Source organism: Paenibacillus sp. LS-5 (genome assembly GCF_056121505.1).
In genome coordinates, this window is record NZ_JBWAVA010000019.1 from 42,081 (window position 1) to 64,703 (window position 22,623).

General features: G+C 47.6%; 19 protein-coding genes. 8 read left to right on the forward strand and 11 right to left on the reverse strand.

The window, feature by feature from the left end; all coding sequences use genetic code 11:
* Positions 1 to 229: 229 nt before the first annotated feature.
* Positions 230 to 697: a signal peptidase II gene (gene lspA / locus AC0MA3_RS22265; RefSeq protein WP_474657834.1), complete on the reverse strand. Its 468-nt coding sequence runs from the start codon at positions 695 to 697 to the stop codon at positions 230 to 232.
* Positions 698 to 903: 206 nt separating this feature from the next.
* Between lspA and AC0MA3_RS22270 the strand changes: the two genes are divergently transcribed.
* Positions 904 to 1,608: a DUF421 domain-containing protein gene (locus tag AC0MA3_RS22270; RefSeq protein ID WP_474657835.1), complete on the forward strand. Its 705-nt coding sequence runs from the start codon at positions 904 to 906 to the stop codon at positions 1,606 to 1,608.
* 108 nt (positions 1,609 to 1,716) lie between these two features.
* On the opposite strand, the gene AC0MA3_RS22275 is transcribed toward AC0MA3_RS22270, so the two are convergent.
* The 4 genes from AC0MA3_RS22275 to AC0MA3_RS22290 all read right to left on the reverse strand — a co-directional run bounded on the left by AC0MA3_RS22275 (position 1,717) and on the right by AC0MA3_RS22290 (position 8,076).
* Positions 1,717 to 2,691, reverse strand: a complete 975-nt coding sequence (locus AC0MA3_RS22275; RefSeq protein ID WP_474657836.1) for an aldo/keto reductase — start codon at positions 2,689 to 2,691, stop codon at positions 1,717 to 1,719.
* A gap of 84 nt (positions 2,692 to 2,775) precedes the next feature.
* Positions 2,776 to 6,033 (reverse strand): ATP-binding protein, encoded by a 3,258-nt coding sequence (locus AC0MA3_RS22280; RefSeq protein WP_474657837.1) that lies wholly within the window; start codon positions 6,031 to 6,033, stop codon positions 2,776 to 2,778.
* The gene (locus tag AC0MA3_RS22285) at positions 6,011 to 6,391 is read right to left on the reverse strand and encodes a response regulator (protein WP_379150777.1); all 381 of its coding nucleotides are present in this window, start codon (positions 6,389 to 6,391) and stop codon (positions 6,011 to 6,013) included. The genes AC0MA3_RS22280 and AC0MA3_RS22285 overlap by 23 nt, the downstream gene beginning before the upstream one ends.
* Positions 6,392 to 6,438: 47 nt before the next feature.
* A complete protein-coding gene (locus AC0MA3_RS22290) occupies positions 6,439 to 8,076 on the reverse strand; it encodes a GGDEF domain-containing response regulator (protein ID WP_474657838.1) in 1,638 nt (545 codons plus the stop codon).
* A 235-nt stretch (positions 8,077 to 8,311) separates the two neighbouring features.
* On the opposite strand from AC0MA3_RS22290, the gene AC0MA3_RS22295 reads away from it, so the two are divergent.
* Together AC0MA3_RS22295 and AC0MA3_RS22300 are read left to right on the forward strand one after the other, a co-directional pair.
* On the forward strand, positions 8,312 to 8,581 hold the full coding sequence (locus AC0MA3_RS22295; protein WP_074087745.1) for an ACT domain-containing protein: 270 nt from the start codon (positions 8,312 to 8,314) through the stop codon (positions 8,579 to 8,581).
* A gap of 50 nt (positions 8,582 to 8,631) precedes the next feature.
* Positions 8,632 to 9,987, forward strand: a complete 1,356-nt coding sequence (locus tag AC0MA3_RS22300; protein WP_440833899.1) for a PFL family protein — start codon at positions 8,632 to 8,634, stop codon at positions 9,985 to 9,987.
* A gap of 49 nt (positions 9,988 to 10,036) precedes the next feature.
* On the opposite strand, the gene AC0MA3_RS22305 is transcribed toward AC0MA3_RS22300, so the two are convergent.
* From AC0MA3_RS22305 to AC0MA3_RS22315, 3 genes are all read right to left on the reverse strand, one after another.
* Positions 10,037 to 10,975: a sigma-70 family RNA polymerase sigma factor gene (locus tag AC0MA3_RS22305; RefSeq protein WP_474657839.1), complete on the reverse strand. Its 939-nt coding sequence runs from the start codon at positions 10,973 to 10,975 to the stop codon at positions 10,037 to 10,039.
* 43 nt (positions 10,976 to 11,018) lie between these two features.
* Positions 11,019 to 11,465: a carboxymuconolactone decarboxylase family protein gene (locus AC0MA3_RS22310; protein WP_474657840.1), complete on the reverse strand. Its 447-nt coding sequence runs from the start codon at positions 11,463 to 11,465 to the stop codon at positions 11,019 to 11,021.
* A 177-nt stretch (positions 11,466 to 11,642) separates the two neighbouring features.
* Positions 11,643 to 13,106 carry an MFS transporter gene (locus AC0MA3_RS22315; protein ID WP_474657841.1) on the reverse strand — a complete coding sequence of 488 codons (1,464 nt, stop codon included), beginning with the start codon at positions 13,104 to 13,106 and terminating at the stop codon, positions 11,643 to 11,645.
* Positions 13,107 to 13,261: 155 nt separating this feature from the next.
* On the opposite strand from AC0MA3_RS22315, the gene AC0MA3_RS22320 reads away from it, so the two are divergent.
* The 5 genes from AC0MA3_RS22320 (at position 13,262) to AC0MA3_RS22340 (ending at position 17,646) form a co-directional block, all read left to right on the forward strand.
* Positions 13,262 to 13,696 (forward strand): MarR family winged helix-turn-helix transcriptional regulator, encoded by a 435-nt coding sequence (locus AC0MA3_RS22320; protein WP_474657842.1) that lies wholly within the window; start codon positions 13,262 to 13,264, stop codon positions 13,694 to 13,696.
* Between the two features lie 130 nt (positions 13,697 to 13,826).
* Positions 13,827 to 14,129 (forward strand): YbaK/EbsC family protein, encoded by a 303-nt coding sequence (locus AC0MA3_RS22325; RefSeq protein ID WP_474657843.1) that lies wholly within the window; start codon positions 13,827 to 13,829, stop codon positions 14,127 to 14,129.
* Between the two features lie 312 nt (positions 14,130 to 14,441).
* Complete coding sequence (locus AC0MA3_RS22330) at positions 14,442 to 15,629, forward strand: SIR2 family NAD-dependent protein deacylase (protein ID WP_474657844.1); 1,188 nt, start codon at positions 14,442 to 14,444, stop codon at positions 15,627 to 15,629.
* Positions 15,619 to 17,418 (forward strand): ATP-binding protein, encoded by a 1,800-nt coding sequence (locus tag AC0MA3_RS22335; protein ID WP_474657845.1) that lies wholly within the window; start codon positions 15,619 to 15,621, stop codon positions 17,416 to 17,418. Before AC0MA3_RS22330 ends, AC0MA3_RS22335 begins: the two co-directional genes overlap by 11 nt.
* Before the next feature lie 12 nt (positions 17,419 to 17,430).
* Complete coding sequence (locus tag AC0MA3_RS22340) at positions 17,431 to 17,646, forward strand: KTSC domain-containing protein (RefSeq protein WP_474657846.1); 216 nt, start codon at positions 17,431 to 17,433, stop codon at positions 17,644 to 17,646.
* 111 nt (positions 17,647 to 17,757) lie between these two features.
* Here AC0MA3_RS22340 and AC0MA3_RS22345 read toward each other — a convergent pair whose 3' ends face one another.
* From AC0MA3_RS22345 to AC0MA3_RS22355, 3 genes are read right to left on the reverse strand one after another with little or no spacing between them, the layout of a single operon-like run.
* Positions 17,758 to 19,431, reverse strand: coding sequence for an extracellular solute-binding protein (locus AC0MA3_RS22345; protein ID WP_474657847.1), 1,674 nt, complete (start codon positions 19,429 to 19,431; stop codon positions 17,758 to 17,760).
* Entirely contained in the window at positions 19,428 to 20,825 is a 1,398-nt protein-coding gene (locus AC0MA3_RS22350) for a response regulator transcription factor (protein WP_474657848.1), read from the reverse strand. The genes AC0MA3_RS22345 and AC0MA3_RS22350 overlap by 4 nt, the downstream gene beginning before the upstream one ends.
* Positions 20,818 to 22,563: a sensor histidine kinase gene (locus AC0MA3_RS22355; protein ID WP_474657870.1), complete on the reverse strand. Its 1,746-nt coding sequence runs from the start codon at positions 22,561 to 22,563 to the stop codon at positions 20,818 to 20,820. The genes AC0MA3_RS22350 and AC0MA3_RS22355 overlap by 8 nt, the downstream gene beginning before the upstream one ends.
* Positions 22,564 to 22,623 lie beyond the last annotated feature (60 nt).

Here is a 22,623-nt window from a genome sequence, read left to right on the forward strand (position 1 = left end):
TGAAACGATCAACGAGGCATAATGCTGCTAAATTCATACTATATAACCAATAATTTCAATAAAACGCACAAAAGCCGGTTAAATCATAGTAAAAAGCTTTGATTTAACCAGCTTCATCATATTTAGTGATAACTTCTATTAGATAAAATGATATTAATTATACGATAAATTTGTAAGAATTCAGCCATTCACATTCAAACCAGGGAGATTCCAGCCTGAAGGAATTATATTATCTTTTAAAAGATAAACGTGTCAGCGGTCCCTTCAGCAGATGAACCACCACGAGCAGTCCTCCGGCATTGATCGCCAAGTCTGCAAGGTTCAGAATGCCGCCCCTGCTGCCGAAGACCAGAAAATCAGTCACCTGATGATAAATCACACGATCAAGGGCGTTCCCGATGGCTCCTCCTACCAGAAATCCGCTCGCTGCTTCCAGCAAAGGTCCGCGCAGCTCCCCCTTGTGTCTGTAATATAAGATCGCAGCAACGAAGACTATTGCAACTATAGCGAAATACTGGCCAAATCCCTGAAAAGAGCTGAACGCTGCGCCACTGTTCTCGTAATACGTAAACTGCAGATGTCCGCTCCACACAGGAATGCTCTCACCCAGCTGCATATGAGAGCGCACCGCCCACTTGGCTCCCTGGTCCGCAATAACGATCAATAGGGATATCAAATAAAAAAGCGTAATAGCCACCTCCTCTGCATTCTTTATAAATAAGCGTACAATTCATTCTCCATGCTCAGCTTATCACAGGAAGATCCAAGATTCATCCCCGTCACTCTTCTAAGGAACCACCCGGCTGGAGCGGCATATGTTTCATGTTACAACGGAAGGTGTATGGGTTATACATTCTTAGATCTGCGATCTGCAATCCAAATCGCATCAGGGAGGTAAAAACTATGGATTACCTATCCGTATTAGTGAAACTTACAGCGGGATTCACCGGCTTATGGGCCATGACAAGATTGCTTGGCAAAAAGGAAATCTCCGCTTTAACGCCTTTCGACTTTATCTCTGCTGTAATTCTTGGCGATTTGGTAGGAAACACCATTTATGAGCCGGATAAGTCGGTACTGCTGCTGCTATTTGCTCTGGCAGTATGGACCTTGCTCTCCATTCTCTTTGAAAAGATCACACAGCGAGTCCGCAAGCTGCGCAAACCGCTGGAGGGTGAGCCGGAAATTCTCATCCGTGACGGTAAGCTTGATCTCTCTAGACTCCGCAAAAACAATCTGGACTTCGAGCAGCTGAGAATGATGCTGCGAGCGAAGGATACCTTCTCCGTAAATGAGGTGGCCTATGCCATTTATGAAACCAACGGATCGCTCAGTATCCTTAAGAAACCTGAATATGAGCCGGCTCCCCGCAAAGATCTGAACCTCGCGCCACAGAGCGTACAGCTCCCCCGCAGTCTGGTGGAAGCCGGTGTGGTACAGCGGGACACGCTGGCCAGTCTCGGCCATGATGAAACCTGGCTGCGCCGGAAGCTTCAGGAGCTTGGCCATCCGGATCTGGATTTAGTGGCATATGCGGAAATTAACGAGGAAGGGGACCTTGTCATCATTCGTTCCACCTCTCAGGATTCAAATCCCGGTGAATATTAATCATAGAATAAAAAAACACGGGGCATCCCAAAGGATACTCCCGTGCTGGCCGGCTGCTGCAGAAAATATGCAGCAGCCGGATTCCTATATTGATTTCTTTCGCAACATTTACCAGGCGTAGGCTTCCGGTGCCGGACGGCCCGGTCCCGGGAAGATCTCATCCAGCTTCTTCAGCGTATCTGCTTCGAGCACGATCTCGGTGACTCTGAGCGAATCTTCGAACTGTTCAATCGTCCGCGGCCCAATGATCGGTGCAGTCACAGCCGGATTAGCAAGTACCCAGGCCAATGCCACTTGATCCTCATGCTCTCCAAGCTCCTTGCAGAGCGCGGAGAATTGCTCCAGCTGGCCCCGGTGCTGCTCCAGTTTGGCCGAACGGGCGCTGCGTACGCCCGATTTGGACAGCGCATTGCGTCCCAGCAAGCCGCCGGCCAGCGGACTCCATGGAATCACTCCCAGGCCAAGCTCCTGCGAAGCCGGAAGAACCTCCAGTTCCGGTGTCCGCTCCAGCAGGTTATACAGATGCTGCTCGGAGACGAGCCCCAGGAAGTGGCGTTCCTTGGCTTTTGCCTGGGCAGTGGCAATATGCCAGCCCGCAAAGTTGCTGGACCCGATGTAATCGGCTTTGCCTTGGGAGACCAGAATTTCAAAAGCCCCCCACAGCTCGTCCCAGGAAACATTACGGTCGATATGATGCATTTGATACAGCTCAATATGATCCGTCTGCAGACGTTTCAGTGAGCCTTCGAAATGCCGTCTGATCTTGTACGCAGACAAACCGGCACCTGAATTGGGACCGTCCTGCTCGTCGAACATGTCATTATACACCTTGGTAGCCAGGACGACCTTCTCACGGCGGCCGCCTCCCTGCTGAAACCATCGGCCGATAATCTCTTCGGTCCAGCCGCGCCGGTCATTACCGCCATATACATTGGCTGTATCAAAAAAGTTAATGCCTGCGTCCAAGGCTGCGTCCATAATTCTGAAGGCTTCCTTCTCCTCGGTTTCCGGACCAAAATTCATGGTACCCAGACAGAGCTGGCTGACTTTTAATCCGGATTTACCTAAATAACTGTATTTCACTCGCATTTCCTCCCTTACAATCCTGATTGGTTGTCTGTTTCAACCTCACTATATACCTTAGAGTCTACTGTAAGGCAAGAGCTATTACAGGGTATTGTCCGGGAAAAGGACTTCACCCGACTTCAGCCGGATATCCACAATTGCCTGCAGTGTACTAGACAGCTCACCCGGCGGATAAGGCTTGGTCAGATAGGTCTTCACGTTCTCAAGCATGCTTTTATCTGTTTTGTCTAATGCCGAGGAGATCACAATAGGAACCTGTTCGGTCCGGGGATCATTTTTGAGCATACGGATCAGATCCCATCCGTCCAGCTCCACACCCAGCATCAGATCCACGACGATAGCCACAAAAGAGGAATTTATAGCCTGGTCGAATGCTTTTTGCGGATGATAGTGATGGGTGACCTGGAAGCCTTTGCCCTTCAGCTCCTCCGAGAGCAGCAGCGACAGACTGTAATCATCTTCTACAATCATCACATTCGGCTTCTCTTCCTTGTCCATTCCCCACTTGGCGGATTCTTCCACAGGTCTGCTGTCCTCTGCAATCTCTACAGGCAAGCTGAACCAAACGGTCGTACCTTCACCCTCCACCGACTCGATGCCGATAGCCCCTTGATGCTTTTCAATAATTTCCTTGCATATCGCAAGCCCCAGTCCAGTGCCACCGATCCGTTTGGATGCACTGTTGTCCACTCTTCTGAATTTCTGGAACAGCTGGCCAATCTGATTCTTGGGAATACCCAGCCCGTAATCCTGAATCCGCACGATAATCTGATTCGGCTCATTGCGGAGCAGCACCTTGACTTCATGGCTTTCCGGCGAGAATTTGATGGCATTGCTCAGCAGGTTGGTGAGCACCTGAATAATTTTGTCCCTGTCAACAGCCACCTCATCGTGTAGAGCTCCGTCTTCCAGAAGGATATGATGAGTGCTGCTAAGTTTATATTGATCAATAACCCCAAGCACAATTTCACTAAGATGGGCTGTTTCGACGTGATACTGCTGTGTGCCTGACTCCATACGCTGCAAATCCAGAAAATCATTGATCAGCTCCGTCAGGCGTTTCGCTTCCTTGTGAATCGTCTCCAGATATTTCAGTTGCTTCTCCGGCTTCATGGTTTTGGACAGCAGCAGCTCTGTGAAGCCAAGGACACTGGACAGCGGAGTCCGCAGTTCATGGCTGACCGTGCTGACTAGCTCGGATTTCATCAGATCAAGCTCATACTCCCGGGTAATATCACGGTGTACGAACAGCGTCCCTATCCGTTCTTTACGGCGAAGAACCGGAATCGCATAGACATCCACATGCTTAATCTCTTCACTGCCCAGCGAATATTTCATTGTGCTGGAATCTACGGCCGCTTCGGACATCGCATGCTCATAGAACTGCCGGAGCTCTGCTGATTCGTTAGATTTACCGGTGAACGCATCCAGCCAATCCTCTGCAGAAACCAGTGAATCTCCAGTCCTGTCACTATAGCGGAACAACTGATTAAGCGCCTTGTTGATATGCTGAATTACGCCTGCGGTATTGACGAACTGAATACCTTCATTGACATTGTTGAGAATATCGCGGTTCAGCTTACGCCCGTGTTCGATTTCTTCATACATCATAAGCCGTTCGATCGCCAGTGCCACCCGGCTCATGAGCCCCTGAATCTCGCTCAGCTCTTCTTCCGTGAAGGTACGGCCAATCCGGCTGCCGCAGAAGACTGCCAGAATCTCGTTACTGCTGCCTACTACGGAAGTGTAGTAATCGTAGCAGTAGACTTCTTCCGGAGATATGCCCTGTTCCCGAGGCGAGCCGGTTCTTTTGACAATATAGGATTTCTCCTCACCCAGCCGGTGCAGAATATCGGAATGATTATGATCGAGGTAGCGCTCCACATTCGCTTTCGGTACACCTTTAACAACCGCAATCTTATCCTTGACCAGAAGGAACAGACTGGAATCAAAACCATAGATCCGGTTCATGAACCCGCTGAATTTCTCGGCAAATTCCTGTTTGTCCAATGTGTAGGTGAGATCATGATTCAACTGGTTATAACGCTCCAGCATGAAGGTAGTCTGTTCCGTATTCTGGAGGGTAACCGCCAGCTGCTGCTGCACATTTTTCAGGGAGGTGATATTGTTCGCGATCAGGATATACTGGTAGACTTTACCCTCATCGTTCAAATACGGCATGACCATCATATGAAGCCATACGGAACCCTGATCTTCCTTCGCCAGAACTTCTGTTTCCCCGCTCCAGTCTCCGCCAGTCGATAATTTACTGATGATCTGTTCCACCTGAGCGGCGTCAATATTCAGAAGCTTGAATAACCGGAAAGGATGGCCGATAATTTCAGAATTTCTGTAGCCTGTATAGCTGCTAAGGTTATCATTTGCATAAGTGAACAGCCCTTTTGCCGACAGAATGCCGACAGCCGAGGTCTGATCGAGTGCTTTCATCATGCTATTAATTTCGCTTAAAGAACGCTCCAGCTTGAACTGCTGGTCCTGAAGCTCATCCTGCTGGGCGTACAGCTCTTCGTTCTGCATCGTCAGCTCTTCTTCCTTGTCCTGGATGCTGCGTGCCATGTTCAGGAAGGCCTCATACAAACGGCCCATCTCATCCCGCTTGTTCAGACTGCCCAGCAGAACCGCCTCACCTGCAGCAAGCGAATGAGCAGCCTCCTCCAGCCGGACAATCGGATCAATCAGAACCTTCAGCATCCGCCAGATCATTAAGGTAAAGACCAGCAGCAGGAAGGCACTGATACCAAAAGACGCAACGGTATAGCTGTCAGCCTTCCGAATGGAACGGTCTGCCAATTCGCTCAGCTTCTCATCTGATCTGGTCTTGAAGGTCTTGGTATAGGCAAGAAAATCATTCAAGGCCTGCGTACTACCGCTCTGCGAAAGGTTGCGGATGCCCTCATAGTCATCTTTTTCAATCATACGGATTACTTTTGGCAGTGTTTGATTCTTGTAGTTCGTATAATAAGCGGATAGAGCATCCCGGTACTCCGCCTCTTCGGGTGACAAATCCAGCCCGGAATATTGCTCCAGAAGTTCATCCAGATTCTCAAGTGCCGTATTTAACATTCCCAGCTCACTTGTGCTCTTCAAGGCAACATACCCGCGGGCCCGGAAAAATACTTCATTCAGCATCCCGGCCAACTGGTCTATGGTATGCGCTTTGTTCTGCAGGAGCTCACGTTCCGACTTCAGCCTGCTTTGCTGGGAATTGATATAGAAGAACAGGACACTGATTGACAGAACCAGAAACGTGAATAACAGAGTAATAATCCGAAAATATTTAGTTTTCATGCTGGCATTAGAGGGATGCGTTGTTCTCACTGAGAATACCCTCCACAATCTGCAGGAGTTCCATCGGGCTGAATGGCTTAGGCATAAAATATTGCGCTCCGGCCTCACGGGCTTTACTGCGGTCATTCTCCTGGGCCTTTGCGGTCAGCATCAGGATAGGCAGGGTGTGAATCTGCTCGTTTCCAATCGCCTCCAGAACTTCAATTCCTGTCATCTCCGGCATCATATAATCCAAAATGACCAGGTCATACTGATCCTCTGAAAGCTTGATCAGCGCTTCGGCGCCATTCTCAGCGGTATGGATCACCACATTGTCCAAATCCTCTAGTGTATCTTCAATCAGCATACGCAGAACTTCTTCGTCATCAACTACAAGTACTTTTTGCATTCAATCCTCACCCTTCTGTTCCTCATGATGTTGTGCACTTTTCTGTTTTAGAACAGAAATCTGTGAGCCAACCGCTCGATTCGGGTCAGCAGCTCCGGCAGATGAAACGGCTTCACTACATAATCATCGGCCCCCATCTGCAATGCATGAATAATATCGCGCTGGTTATTCCTTCCGGTGAGCATGATTACCAGAATATTCACTTCCGGGTAGTTGCTGCGGATCCGTTCCAGAACCTCCAGTCCATCCAGCTCCGGCATGATTCCATCCAGCAAAATAATATATTTACCGCCTTGCGTATACCAGTCCGATTCCAGGAATAGCAGACCGTTGGCAAAACTGCTGACCTTGACAAGATCAATACCTACCGGATCCCAGGAGGCAAAATGATGGGTTACAATCCGCCGGATCAGCGCATCGTCATCCACGACAATTACATTCAGCTGTGAGTCGGTTTTGTCGGTGCCCAGCTTGTCCGTATACAGGGTATTCCGGTTCCTTCCCCTGTGCTTGCTTGCATACAGCGCCTGGTCTGCTTCCCCGATCAGCCTGTCAGGTTCATTCAGCTCCTCACGGATCTCTGTAATGCCTCCGGAGAAGGTCACTTGAAATTCCTCTTTTTTGGCGGTAAAACATCTTGATGCAAGCTGCTGCTGAATCCGCTCCACGACCAGCAAAGCGGAAGCAGCGTCCGTATTAGGCATGAACAAGGCGAACTCTTCCCCTCCGAAGCGGCAAAAGGTATCTTCCACACGAATCGAATGGCGCACTACGTCCGTAAAGGTCTGCAGCACTTGATCCCCCATCTGGTGGCCGTAGGTGTCATTCACCAGCTTGAAATAATCAAGGTCCATAAGTGCCAGGGAAAAAATCCGTCCGGTCCGCCGGAAATCAGATACCAGCTGCTTCATGGTCTGGTTAAAATATCTGCGGTTGAACGCCCCGGTCAGCTCATCCACGATAATTGATTCCTGCCATTCCCGCTTCAGATCAAAACGGTTTTTGATCAGTACCAGGAACAAATCGATATCCAGGGGCTTCGGCATGTAATCCATCACACCCAATGAATAGGCGTACATTTGAATATCCTTGGAATGCTCTCCGCTGACGATAATTATAGGAATCCGTTCTTTCTTCGCCTTGCCGATAATTTGCCTCAGCACATCAATCCCGCTCTGGTCCGGGAGCAGAATATCGAGCAGAATCAAGTCCGGTTTGCTCTCATAAAATATTTTCAATCCGCGTTCGGCGGATAAGGCAATACTCACATAATAGGACTGCTTCTCCAGGGCTTCACGCATAAAAGCCACCAGTTCCACATCGTCATCAATGATCAGAATTTCTTGCTGGATCGGCATGTCGTGAAGATGCCCTGTTTGAAGCGAATGCGGGCCTGGCGGCTCTAGCCCTGCATCTGTTTCATCATCAAAAAGCTCCAGCAGCGGGTATAAATAATCTCCCCACTCCTTTTCCGGCCAGCTGCGGTGGATATCCTCCGTGAAGTAGAGCAACGTGCTGTCTGCCAGCTTCTCGATCTTGAATAATCCTACGGTTCCAGCGGTACCCTTCAAATTATGAAGGAAACGGTAAATGTCCTTTTCACTTACGACATCCTGTGTTGACCAGGCTTGAAGTGTTTGTCTGGTACGCTGCTCGACCAGCTCTTTGTATTTTCTAGTTGTCATGATAACTCCTTCGAGCTGCTAGTATATGCGAGGCTGTAAACATAGCTTTATTAATCTGTCAACTGTATTCTATTTAAAATGGGGCTTAAGCGCAAATCAGTGAGCAGACGGACAAAAAAACTTCGGTTGTCGATTGTCCAATCCTTTGCCATAATAATTGAAACGGTTCATTCCGTTAAAGCGGCGGATGGGCAAAGCATTAGATAAACATTAATTATAATAGGAGGCTTTTTCATTGAAGGGGATTATAACAGTACTGGGAAAAGACAAAGTAGGTATTATCGCAAAGGTATGCACCTATCTCGCAGGTCACAATTTGAACATTCTGGACATTTCACAGACGATTGTACAGGATTATTTCAACATGATGATGATAGTGGATATATCCGCACCAAGTAAATCTTTTGAAGAGATTGTAGAAGATCTGCAGCATGTCGGCGAAGAGATCGGCGTTGAGATCAAGCTCCAGCATGAAGATATCTTTAATATTATGCATCGGATTTAAACGGCTAAAGATGAATATATATGAATAAAATTTAAGGAGTTAAACCTATGATTTCAATTGGCGAAGTACAGGAAACGAATAAAATGATCCGGGAAATGAATCTGGATGTCCGTACAATTACAATGGGAATCAGCCTCATGGACTGTGCCCACACGGATATGCGGGTGTTCAATCAGAATGTATATGACAAAATTACCCGCTCTGCTGAGAAGCTGGTAAAAACCGGTGAGGATCTGGAACGCCAATTCGGGGTACCGATTGTCAACAAGCGGATTTCGGTGACTCCGATCTCCATTGCTGCCGGTGCAATCCATACGGACACCTATGTGCCGGTAGCCGAAATTCTGGACAAGGCGGCAAAAGAGGTAGGTGTAAACTTCATCGGTGGATTTTCTGCCCTGGTCCAGAAGGGCTGTACCAAAGGCGACCGGATTCTGATCGACAGTATCCCTGAAGCGCTGGCAGTTACTGAAAGAGTCTGCTCCTCCGTCAACGTAGGCTCCTCGCGCAGCGGGATTAATATGGATGCTGTGAAGCTGATGGGTGATATTATTCTTCAGACCGCTGAACGCACCAAGGACCGCGATTCCATCGGATGTGCCAAGCTGGTCGTTTTCTGCAATGCAGTCGAGGACAACCCGTTCATGGCCGGTGCTTTTCACGGTGTTGGTGAGCGTGAATGTGTAATCAACGTTGGCGTCAGCGGTCCGGGAGTAATCAAGCGTGCACTGGAGGAAGTGAAGGGCCACGACTTCGAGACCCTTTGCGAGACGATCAAGCGTACCGCCTTCAAGGTTACCCGCGTGGGACAACTGGTAGCCCAGGAAGCCTCCAAACGGCTGAATGTGCCTTTTGGCATTATCGATCTGTCTCTGGCACCTACTCCGCTGATCGGTGATTCCATCGCCGAGATCTTCCAGGTGATGGGGCTCGAGGAGGCTGGAGCACCCGGCACAACTGCCGCGCTTGCCATCCTTAATGACAATGTAAAAAAAGGCGGCGTTATGGCTTCATCCTATGTAGGGGGACTAAGCGGCGCCTTTATCCCGGTCAGTGAAGACCATGGCATGATCCAGGCGGTACAGCGCGGCGCGCTGACCCTGGAGAAGCTGGAAGCGATGACCTGTGTCTGCTCCGTCGGGCTCGACATGATTGCAATACCAGGAAGCACCAGCAAAGAAACCATTGCAGGCATCATTGCCGACGAAGCTGCTATCGGCATGGTCAACAACAAGACTACTGCAGTCCGCGTGATTCCGGTCATCGGCAAAGAAGTAGGCGAAATGGTTGAATTCGGAGGTCTGCTCGGCTATGCGCCAGTTATGGCCGTGAACAAGTTCGACTGTTCCGGGTTCGTGAACCGGGGTGGGCGTATTCCTGCTCCGATACACAGCTTCAAGAACTAGATCCACGAAGAAGCGCTGCCTTCCTATGATACGGGAAGCAGCGCTTATTTTAGTTCACATGACCTAGCTTGCTGGCAGCCATCATCAGATACAAGTCCTGAATGTGCTCTCCACTCTTATCCAATACCAGACAGAGCACTGCTCTAACCTCACCCTGCCGCTTGAACACTAGATTCTGCTCGCCGTTAATCCTGTTCGTTGAGATTTCCCACTCATGCATCTGTTTCAGCACCCGCCGTGAGGTCAGCAGTGCCAGCACACCTTTACGGCCTTTCATTGGTCTAAGAATCGTATGCACTTCCTTCGCCCCTCCATCGCAGACAAGGACAGGATGCTCACCCAGCAGCGCAAGCATTCCTTCAATATCATAAGCGGTAAACGCAGCTGTGAACCGGTGCAGCAGTTGTTCTCTTGAAGCACTACCGCCGGGTGCCGGATGCAGTTCAGAAGTTGGTCTGGCTTGAAGTGTACGTTTCGCCCGGCTAAAGATCTGCCGGCAATTGCTCTCTGACTTGCCGACCATTTCTGCAATGGCATCATATCCGTATTGAAAAGCCTCTCTCAGCACAAACACTGCCCGTTCTGTTGGAGACAGCAGTTCCAGCAGCACCAGAAAAGCATAGGAGAGCGTATCTTTCCGTTCCACTGAAGCTTCGGGCTCATCATAAGCGTCACTTACCGGCTCAGGGAGCCACTGCCCTATATATGTCTCCCTGCGGATTCTCGCCGATCCAAGCATATTCAGACAACGGTTGGTGATTCCCTTAGCCACATATGCCTTCATATTGTGAATATTGCTTAAGCCAAGGCACTGCATCTCCGCAAAGCAATCCTGTACTGCATCCTCTGCATCGCCTACTGATCCAAGCATCCTGTATGCAATGGAAAAGCCGTAACGATAGTAGCTGCGGAAGAGTTCCTCCAGGCTGCTACCCTGCACTGGCTCTGGACTTGTTCCCGTACCTGGCTTACTTGCCCAGTCTTTCACTGCTGTCCCTCCTGTACCTTATACCTGCCTTTTCTCTAATCAGTTAGTCAAAACAACCCGGATACATTCCGGTAGAAATCGCCATCCGGTTCCAATTGTTGATCGTATTCATCGCCAGAATCCAGTCTACATACTCCTCTTGGCTGAAATGCTCCATAACCTTGTCATACAGAGGCGTGGGAACTCCTTGTTGGCTGATAAGGGTTACAGCTTCTGCAAGCTCAAGCAGCACCTTTTCCTTGGCTGTAAACAGCGGAACCTCATGCCACACACTAAGCAACAGAATATGGTCAGCATAGTCGCCAAGCTTCAACAATTCCTTGGCGTGCATATCCAGACAGAAGGCGCAGCCATTGATCTGGGAGACACGTATTTTTACTAATTCATAGGATACCTTATCTTTTATCCGCTCGCCCGCCTGTTGCTCCAGTGCCCTCATTGCCTTAAAAACCGGAGCGTTCACCACTCTGTGATTAAATCTTAAACTCATTCTCATCGCCTCCATAAATGTGTGTACATATTGAAGACAATGCAGAGTGTGTATTTGTGACAAAAGCCTTTAAAGCACAATAAATCATTCTGCCACTGCATCCCTGTCGGAGTCGGCTCTATCTTTCAGTATAAGCTTCCTTACAAGACGCTGTGCTGGAATAAGTCTCCCGGCATGTCAGGCTGTAGCTTTCTTTGCCTTCTTAGCCTTTTTAATGCTGATCATCCGCCAGCCGGTCAGCAGCGCAGATACCAGGCAGATGGCTGATGAGGTCATGAACACGACATGCATGCCGGATAGGAAAATATCCGGGCGGCCCGGGATCAGGCCGGTAACCCGGTAGCCAGCCCTGCTGCTCATCACATTAAAGAGTATAGATGTGGCAATCGTAATCCCGACAACCATCCCTACATTGCGGACCAGCGAGTTGACACTGCCTGCCGAACCCAGTTGGGTCCGCGGCACTTTGGACATGATCAGCGAGTTGTTGGGTGATTGGAACAGACCGCTGCCGATGCCAAGCATGGCGATCCACACACCTACCAGCGTTACGGCACTACCTTCATGCAGGTGGGCCAGGCCGAATTGAGCGATGACCATCACGATCAGTCCGGCGAAGGTCAGGAGTTCGGAGCCGATTTTATCAGACCATGCACCGCTTAGCGGAGCCACAATCACCATGGAAATCGGGAACAGCATGAGCAGAAACCCGGCATAGAATGGCGAGAGGTTCAGCATGTTCTGCGCATAGAACGGGGCAATAATGTTGAAGCAGAAGTTCGCCACGAATACCAGGAACGCGCATAAGATGCTGAGTGAAAATAAAGGATTCTTGAATAGTGACAGCTGCAGGAGCGGCTGAGTCCGGCGCAGCTCCACCATAATAAAAGCAATAAAGGCTGCAGTTGCGGCGATCAATGCAGAGAGAATCCGGCTGTCCCCGTACCCAAGCTGTTGTCCGAGCAGCAGACCGGCGAACAAGGTCACTATGAATATGGCGAACAGCAGGCTTCCGGGGAGATCGATTCTGGATTTTACCCGGATCAGATCTTTCGGAAGCACCTTCCACCCAAGTACAATAGCGATGATGCCAATCGGCACATTCACCCAGAATATATATTCCCAACCTAATGCGGAGACGATAATCCCGCCCAGGCTGGGGCCTGCTATACTGCCGAGCGATACGAAGGTCCCGATCAGCCCGAGCGCTTTGCCGCGTTCTGTAGCCGGGAAAATGTCTGTAACAATCCCCTGGCTGTTAGCCATGGTCATCGAAGCACCAATCGCCTGAATGACCCGGGAAGCGATCAGAAACGGCAGGCTTGCACTCAGACCGCAGAGCAGTGAGCCGATGATAAAGATCACCGTTCCGATTTTGAAAATCCGGATCTTGCCGGCGATATCTCCCAGCTTTCCGAAGAACAAAATGGCCATGCAAATCGCCATCAAATAACCAGTAGTAACCCACTCGACCTGTGCTATCGGCAGCTGCAGCTTCTTCACCAGCACTGGCAAGGCAATATTCACAATGCTTCCGTCAAGCGTGGACATAAAGGTGAACAAATTCAGAACGATTAGAATCATCCAGCGTTTCTTCTGAACCGCCGCATCCTCCTGATAGGTTGCACTAAGTGTACTCATATTTAGCACCCTCTTTAAACAGTTTTCGCATATAGTTGCGTCCGCAACGAGTTGATCTTCACCAGTGTACTCCAATTTAGTTGCGCGCGCAACTATTATCATGTAAAATTTGATGAGAGCCTGCTGACTGCAGGATTTTAACTAAAGAGGTGTGCATGTTGAATACAAAAAGAGAATCTATCGGCAAGCTGATCTCCCAGCTTCACCGCCAGAACCAGAAATGGCTGGTCAAGGAACTGATGCCTTACGGCATCGGAAGTGGCGGGCAGCACAGCTTTTTGAAGCTGATTCTGAGCCATCCCGGCATCACGCAGGATCAAATGACCAATGAAATGAAATTCGATAAAGCCACTACCGCCCGCTCAGTGAAGCAGCTTGAAGTATCCGGATATATTGAGCGTAGCACCGATCCCAAGGACCGGCGTTCCTCCCTGCTCTATCCGACAACCAAGGCACTGGAGTTCGCTCCGGTTCTCCAATCGATCCTGACCGAGCTGAACCGTAAGCTTACCCTCGACTTTACTGAAGAAGAGGCAGATCAGCTGATTATTTTGCTGCAAAAGGTCAATAAAAATTCAGGGAATCTATGACCTTATCATAAAAAAGGAATGGAGTCTGAAACATGACGATTGCAAATGTAAAAGAACATTTTTGGCACGTTGGCCGGGAGGATGTACAGGAATTTGCCACCTCCAGCGCCACTTTAGAATGACTGCCACTATGATCGGTATGCTACCCGCCCGGATTTCCAAAATCCTATCTATTGTGGATCAAAAGAACATGCCATTCTCATCGTTACTGCCGGAGATGACCAAAGTGGATAACAAGAAATTCAGGGAAGCCTTCGGTTTCAAGCCAAGAATGCTCTGTTCGGATGAGGTTCTGGAACGGACCGGCCACGAAATCGGAGGTTTCTGTCCGTTTGGACTCACCCATGATCTGGAAGTCTATCTGGACATTTCTATGAAGAGATTTGAAAGATTGTTTACAGCATGCGGCAGCACCAATTCCATATTCGACTGAACTGTGATGAATTGACCATCTATTCCGAAGCCAAGGATTCGTTGATGTCTGCAAGGGTTGGAATGAGCCGCTGGAACCATGGGAAGGAGAAAACGGTTGAATACTAATATGGACAAAAGCCAAACACAACCGCTGCCGCAGAAAGGGCGTATCCGGCTATCATTCTTAAGTTCAGCTAATATAGTAATCTTTTTACCTATATCATTATTGGAATATCTTGGGTGACGATGTATAATCGAAGGGAACTCTCTCGAAAAATGTCTGAATATAGAATGTAATCCCGCATATCCTAAGCCAATAAGGAGTAAATATATGAGCCAAATAAATGTAGTTCAAGAGATGGATGAATTCAAAAAGGTATTGTCCTATTCAAAAAATATAGGTTTCTTTTTTGGAGCAGGAAGTTCTTGTGCATTTGGGCTACCCAATATTTACAAATTAACAGATGATGTTGAAGGCAAACTTGATGATAGCCTCAAACCCCACTTTACAAGTCTTAAATATAGCTTAGCTGGCTTGCATGACGGGAGAAATATTAGTGTAGAAGATATATTAAACTATGTTCGACAAATAAGAGAAATAACCGGAGAAAAAGAAGAAAGAGAATATGATGGTTTAAATGGAAGAGTTGCTCAAATACTAGATGAACAAATATGCAAAAAAATATTTGATATCATTCAATCTAAAGAGCAAGATGCAGATATTACAGAGTTAAGGAAATTTTTCGCATGGCTTGACATTGCGAATAGAAATAGCATTAAGGAGATTTTCACCACAAACTATGACTTGTTATTAGAAAAAGCTATGGAAGACAACCGCATTCCATATTTCGACGGGTTTGTAGGTTCATACGAGCCATTCTTTTGGCCAGAAAGTATTGAGAAAACTGTAGGTAACAATGATTTAACTTTTAACTGGATAAGATTGTGGAAAATCCATGGTTCATTAAACTGGGAGTTTAGAAAAGACAGTTTATCTGACAACTTTAAAATTGTTAGAAATGGAAAAGTTGATGTACCCGAAAATGAACTTGTTGTTTATCCTTCAAAGGAAAAATACAATTTATCGCGCAAACAACCTTTTATTGCATATTTTGATAGATTAAAGAATTATTTATACCAGGGAGAACGTCTCTTTATATTTTCTGGATATTCATTTTCAGATCAGCACATCAATGAAATTATTTTCAATGGTTTAAGACAGAATCCTCGACTATATGCAGTATGTATGTGCTTTTCTGATGAACAGGTTGATTTTATGGAGTCAATTGCTATAACACATTTAAACCTCTGTGTAATGGGTCCAAAAAAAATGATTACTAACGGCAGGCTTTATCAATGGAAATATGATGATAGCATAGGAAATACCAACGAAAGCGATTTATATTGGGACAAAGAAGAAGATAAATTCATACTTGGCGATTTTAAAAAATTATCATCATTTCTAATCGCTAATTCAGGAAAGAAAAAGAGCATAGAGGAGGCTGTGCATGGAAAATGATATTACTTTCTTAGGGAAAATTATCAGAGTCGATTCAAATATTGTAGAAGTAGAAATTAGTGATAACATACCATCTTCTAGCCCAATCATTGAAGGAAAGGTATACAAAATCGGTCAAATAGGCACTTTTGTAAAAATGCCAATTGGCAATGTGGTATCATACGGAATTGTTTCCAGCGTGAGTAATACTCCAAGCAAACTTAACGATAGTGATTTAAAACAAACAATCGGGTCACGATTTCTAACCGTTAACTTAGTTGGAGAAAAGATAGGAAACGGAGATTTTGAAAAAGGAATCGGTTTATATCCAACTATAAATGACGAAGTGCATATTGTAACAGAATCTGATTTGGCCGATATATATGGAAAAGGAAGCGAGGGTTCCACTCCTATTGGAAAACATTCGTCATCGGATAATTTAGATGTATTCGTTGATATACATAAGCTTGTACTCCGGCATGCATCAATATTGGGTTCAACAGGAAGTGGAAAATCAAATACAACTGTGGGAATAATTAAAAGAATTATTAATGATTATTCAAACTCAAGAATGGTTCTCATTGACCCTCACGGAGAATATGCATCAGCATTTCCTGAAGCCAAAGTTTTTAAAATCAATGATCAAGTTAATCCTTTATATATTCCTTTTTGGCTTATGAATTTTGATGAATTAGCTTATTTTCTTGTAGGTGCTAAACCAACAGACGATCAGAGGCCTGAGTACAGATTACTAAGAGAATTGGTTGTCCAGTTTAAAAAAGAAAATTGTCGTTTGAAAGCTGGAGACGTTAATCAAGACTATATAACTGCCGATTCGCCGATACCTTTTAACTCCAAAAAGCTATGGCACGAAATGAATTGGTGGTTAAATGCAAGTTTTTCTTCAACTAAAAAAGATGAGCAAACTAAAGAAGATTCCGAGAAATATCTCAAAACACAGGAAGATCAATTAACTAAAGATACTGGAGATCATGAAAATCTTCAAGGAGCAAAATTCCATTCTCATTTGGATACTGCTGCAAATACGCCTCCATATAAAAGCCAACATAACGAGTACTATTCCTATGAAAAAAAGCTACTTAGCAGACTGAGAGACAGCAGGTATAACTTCATGTTCCATCCAGGTGATTACAAAGACGCAGATTCTCCAAAGGATTTGCATAACCTACTTAATGACTGGATTGGCAATCATCAAAGACTGACAATTCTTGATTTGAGTAATGTTCCTTTTGAAGTACTGGACATAGCAGTTGGCTTAATAACACGTTTTGTCTACGATAGTATGTTTTGGGGCCGAAACGATATTCGTACAGGTAAAAATAGACCACTATTTCTTGCCTATGATGAGGCACATTCATATTTGGGAAAGAACGATGCCACCAGTTATGCTAAGGTTGCTGTAGAAAAAATCTTTAAAGAAGGCCGGAAATTTGGATTGGGTGCACTTGTAATCTCACAACGTCCTTCGGAAATTTCAGAAACCATATTGGCACAAGTCGGTACCTTTATAGCTCTTCGACTTACTAACTCATCAGATCAGTCGATTGTAAAATCTTTAGCGCCCGATAATATGAATAGTTTAATAGATTTATTACCATCTTTAAGAATTGGAGAAGCTATCGTTGTAGGGGAAGCTATTAAAATTCCATCTAGAATTCGGCTTCCATTACAAAATCCTAGACCAGATAGTGCAGATCCTAAGTTGGTTGAAAAATGGAAAAATGAATTTACAGAAGATCTTCAGTGTTATCAAAAAGTAGTAACTAAAATTAGAGAACAAAAATTATAGGGAGGCTTTTTTATGGATAGAAAATATGTTGAATCATCAATGATAACTAGCATTGGGTATGATGAATCTCAAGCTGTTTTAGAAGTGGAATTCAAGTCAAATGGACATGTCTGGCAGTACTATAATGTAACAGAGTATATTTGGTTTGAAATGAACTCTGCCCCTTCAGTCGGTAAATATTTTCTTGCTAATATTAGAGGAACATTCTCTGAAAGCAGAGTAGGCTAGCAATAGTGCGGGGCAAACTTTCTAAAAGTATGCCCCGTTTCCTTAATGTTGGTCTTTTGCTCTTGCACCTCGTAAAAAAATAACGGTTTGGGTCGCTCGTAACAATTCATGTTACTTGGCGCCCACAATCTGCGTAACTTCTTGGGTAATTACCTCTCCGCCCATACGCTTCCACTTGGCTACAAAGAGGTCAAAATCACTGAGAGGCGAATCACCTACGATAATATTCAGGAAGGTTTCACTCTCCAGCTTCTGCAGTTCAGGCCACTTGGTGCGCATATGCAGTGTACTGCCGTAATAGACACTCCGCACTCTCTCAATTGCTGTCGTAGTCAATACAGCAACTCCGTATTTGTAGGCATTTGTCGCCTTCCAGCCCTCCAGATTTTTTTTGGGCTGCTCTTCCTCTGCAAGCCAGTGTTCATAGAGCAGTCTGGTCTCAGGGTCCAATGAATCCGGATCGATCTTGCCGTGAACTGCCTGCTGCAACTCCGCATAATGCTTCTCGGTGGCATCCGAATAATCAATCAGCAGATCGAACGGGTAATACGCACGCAGCTGAATACCGGTCTGCGCCGAGAAATCATCCAGGCTGTGAACCGCAGCCTCGTTCGGATCTCTTCTCCGCTCCAGCCGGGTAAAGACATTCAGCAGCTTCATTACCGCTTCGGGATGCTCATAGCCTTTGCGGACGACAAGATAGCGGTCAGTGACAGGAGCCATATGCGTTACAAACTTACCGGATGCATCAAGCGGGGCTGCATAGGCCCGCCATTCCGCCTTGGTATCCGCGGCGACTGCCTCCGACAGCGGATAGTACGGCATCCACCACGGGCCGAAGAACATCCCCGCCTTGCCGGAAATAATCGGCTCCTGCGTTTCCTTATACAGGGCAAAGTCAGGGTCAATGAGACCCCGCTTATACCAGTCGGCCAGCTTGCCAAGTGCCTTCTTGGTCTCCGGGGTAATCGAGCCATAGACAATATGACCCTGGCTGTCTTGGATCCAATTGGTAGGGAAAGCATGAAATGCGCTGAATACAGTATCCAAGCCATTAACATGAGGTTTCGTTCCGTACACGATATTGCTATAGGCGCTAAGGCCTACAGTGTCCCGCTTGCCGTTACCATCCGGGTCTTTCTCCATAAATGCCTTGGCAATGGCTTCAATATCCTCAAAAGTACGCGGAGACGGCAGTTCTACCTTGTCCAGCCAGTCTTGACGGACCCACAGCAGAGACGGCGAATCCGCATTAATCGCCACATTGGGCAGACCGTACAACCTGCCGTTCCGGGAGGCATCTCCAAGCGCTTCACCTTGGGTAGAATCATACATATCCTTGATCAGCTCCGACGCATACTCCGTGTAAATATCGGTCAGATCGGCAATCATATCGCTGTCAATCAGCATTTTGAGCTGGTCCCTGTCGACCACCATGGCATCCGGGAGATCGTTGCTATCGATTGCCAGCTGGACTTTTTGCGTAAATGTCTCCTCACCTTTCGCTTCCCAGGAGTGAATAACCTTGATATTCGTCAGACTCTCCAAATAACGGGAGATCGGGTTATTGTCATTACTATCTCCCGTATTGAGCCTGGAATCCGGCACTTTGAAGCCAATTCGCATCATCACCGGATTCTCATATCTCCCGTAAGCGGCCGCATCTGCAGAATTTGCCGGATCTGCAGTGCTATCTGAGCTTACTGCCGGCATCCTGTCTCCCCGGCAAGCCGCCAAGGAGAGCAGAGCCACGGCAGCAAGAACAAAATACACCGTTCTCCTCACCGCTCCATCCCCTCCGCACGATATTCGCTCGGCAGCTTGCCTACATGTTCACGGAACAGCCTGCTGAAGTAGCGGTCATCCTCAAATCCCGATTTCCCTGCAATTTCACATACTGGATAATGGGTCTCCAGCAGGAGCGTCTTGGCTAATTCCAGACGCATGCTCCGCAGACTATCCCCAAAAGTCTCTCCGGCAAACCGGGCAAAGCATTGGCTGAAATAGCCTCTACTCATATTGATCTCGGCAGCGACATCCCCTTGATTGATTTTGTCTCCCGCATGGGTCCTCATGTAGCGGACAGCACGAATCAGACAGAACATGACCTCTTTGCTCAGCCCGAGCTCAAGCATCCGCCGCTGGACAGATCCGGCGAACTGCCGGAGCCAGTTCTTCCATTGATACCAGTTCAAGTTCCCGGTAATCGAGGCTTCCAGCTGTTCTGATTCTTCAGCCTTCAGGATCAGCCCGCCCCAGTCCTGGAGCAGCGAATGGCTGAATGCCGTAATATGTTCATACCCCGGCTGCAGCTGCTGCACGCTGGAGATGAACCCTTCCCAAGCTGTACCGTCAAGCGTCCATCTAAGATTCAGCCCTTCCTGCAATAATTCTTCTCCTGAGGGAAATGGCTCAACAGCCATTCGTTTCAGCTCACCAAAGTTCAGCCTGGCAGGATCCTCCATCCCGCTGTAATAAAAAAGTGCTTGCCGCAGCGTCTTGCCCAGCAGATGTTCCACTTCCTGAAGCTGCTGGTCTTTCAATCCGCTAACCAGCACCATCCTCCAGCGTCCGCTAAGTATATTTGTGAACTCCAGACAGACTTCATGCTCCGTAAAGCGGCTCAGCAGTGGGGTCATCCACATATCCTGAAATGAGATGAGCGGATTATTCTTCGTTACCGAAAGCCGAAACAGCTCTTCTTCATTCATTCCCTGCAGCCGCGGGAGATAGATCAGCGCCAGGTCAGCAGCCACTACTCTGGTTTCTCCACGCGCCAGCAGCTCCCGTGTGCTGTCTTCCCATTTTACACGCTCAACCAGCCGGCGGATGGTCTCATCGGCATTCTCCACCTCAAGCAGGGTCTTGACTATGTAATCTACGGCTCCGAGACGCAATGCTTCCTGCACATAGTCAAATTCATGATGACAGGTCAGCACTACACAGCGTATAGCCGGGAAGCGCAGTCTTACCTGCCGGATAAGTTCAAAGCCGGACATGCCTGGCATGGTCAGATCGACAAATAACAGGTCAGTCTCCTGTTCCTGGAGCAGCGTCAGCGCGGTATTGCCATCACCGGCTTCGCCGATAATCACCACCCCGAAGGACGACCAGTCAATCAGCGAGATGAAGCCTTTGCGCACCAGGCGCTCGTCATCGACTACAACAGCTTTAATCATCGAAGTCCTCCTTGCCCTTAATGGGAATGAGAATGGATATGATGGTTCCTTCCCCTACTTTACTTTGAATCTGAAGAGTCATCTGCTCTCCGTAATACGTCCTCAGCATACGCATGACGTAAGAGAACCCAATACCAAGCCCGCGTTTTCCTACTTCTCCGTCCGCCAGCAGCTCACCGATCTGAGCCTCATTCATGCCTATTCCATTATCTCTGACGCATAGCTGCACTTCACCGGGGCCGTGGGCTGTAATCATGACATCTACCCTGCCCTTGTCGCTGAGTCCGTGATAGATCGAGTTCTCAACGAGCGGTTGGAGCAGAAAGCGCGGAACCGCCGCATTTAGCACTGCTTCTTCGGCCTGCACATTGAATTCAAACTCATAATCATAGCGGATCCGCTGCAGCTCCATATAATTACGGATAGCTTCAATCTCCTCACGAACCGTTACGATGATACTCTGTTTGCCGAGGTTGTAATGGAGCACCTTCACCAGCAGCGTGACCAGCTTGTCGATCTCCTTCTGGCCATTCAGCCGTGCAAGCCACTGCACCGTATTCAGCGTGTTATGGAGAAAATGAGGGTTGATCTGGCTCAGCAGCTTCTCGATTTCAGATTGGCTTTTCTGCTTCTCATTACGGGCTACCGCCTGAATCAGTTCGTTCACCTGATCCTTCATCTGCTGAAAGTTCGTCAGCACGAAGTCGAACTCCTCCACATTGGTGAAGGATACCGGGGCCGTTACATTCTCCGCCATCCGGATTATTTCAAGGTTCACCTTGCGCAAGGGACCATAGATCCTTTTCCAAATCAGCCAGGCCAGCATTCCGGCAAACAGCAGCGTGGACAGCGCGAGTAGTATCATTTTATAGAACCAGTTATAAATTTCGCTGTTAAACACTGACTTCTTCACCACAGCCACAAGCTTCCAGCCTTGCGGACTCTCATACCGAAACAGATGATAGCCGTCAAGCTCCTCATGCTCAGGCCCCGAGTTTGTACCGGCTGCTTCCACAACCCGTGCAGGTACTTCTCCGTCAATCACATGCGCATTCGTGCCGTCCTGGTTGACCAGCAGATGATTCACCTGCATCCCGTAAGCCTGCGGGTTGAAAATTTTGCGCAGCAGGCTGTAGTTCGTCTCCAGATAAACATATAAATCATGCTGGCCGTTCACCCGGACGATTCTGCGTTCCGAAAAAACAACATTGTCACCAACCGCATACATCGTCCCGTGAGGCCCGTAATAATCAGCACCGTTATAACGCATAAAAGAAGGAAGCCGGCTGATATCGAAATCCCGGCGGGTGCTCATATTGGTGAACAGCACCGGGTCTTCACTGCCCGGCATAATATAGGCGGTCAGTCCGATGTAGGGGTTGGTGAAGTTCACGAGATTGATCTTCTCATTGATGGAATTCATGATCTGGGATTTCCGGTAGATCTGCTTCTCCTCCAGAAAGGACGACATCTCTGCTACGATTTGACCGTCCAGGGCAAACTGCTTGGAGGCAAAATCCAGATTATCGATGGCATTCTCCAGGCTGAGCGCTTCCTGCCGCAGACTTGCGCTGATCCCGCTGCCGATTTTGCCGGACAGAATAGAGTAGATTGAAGTATAGGATACTATTCCGACTATGAGTAGTGGCAGCAGTGTCCCGACCAGCAGGTATATCACCAAGGTCGTCCGCAGTGAATGGCTTGCCGGAGCATGCTTTCCCGCGTTTCTTCTGAGCATCCGCACGTCCTTTTTTCTCCTCCGATGAAAGCGTTTTATCTCATAAATCCAGAATACCAG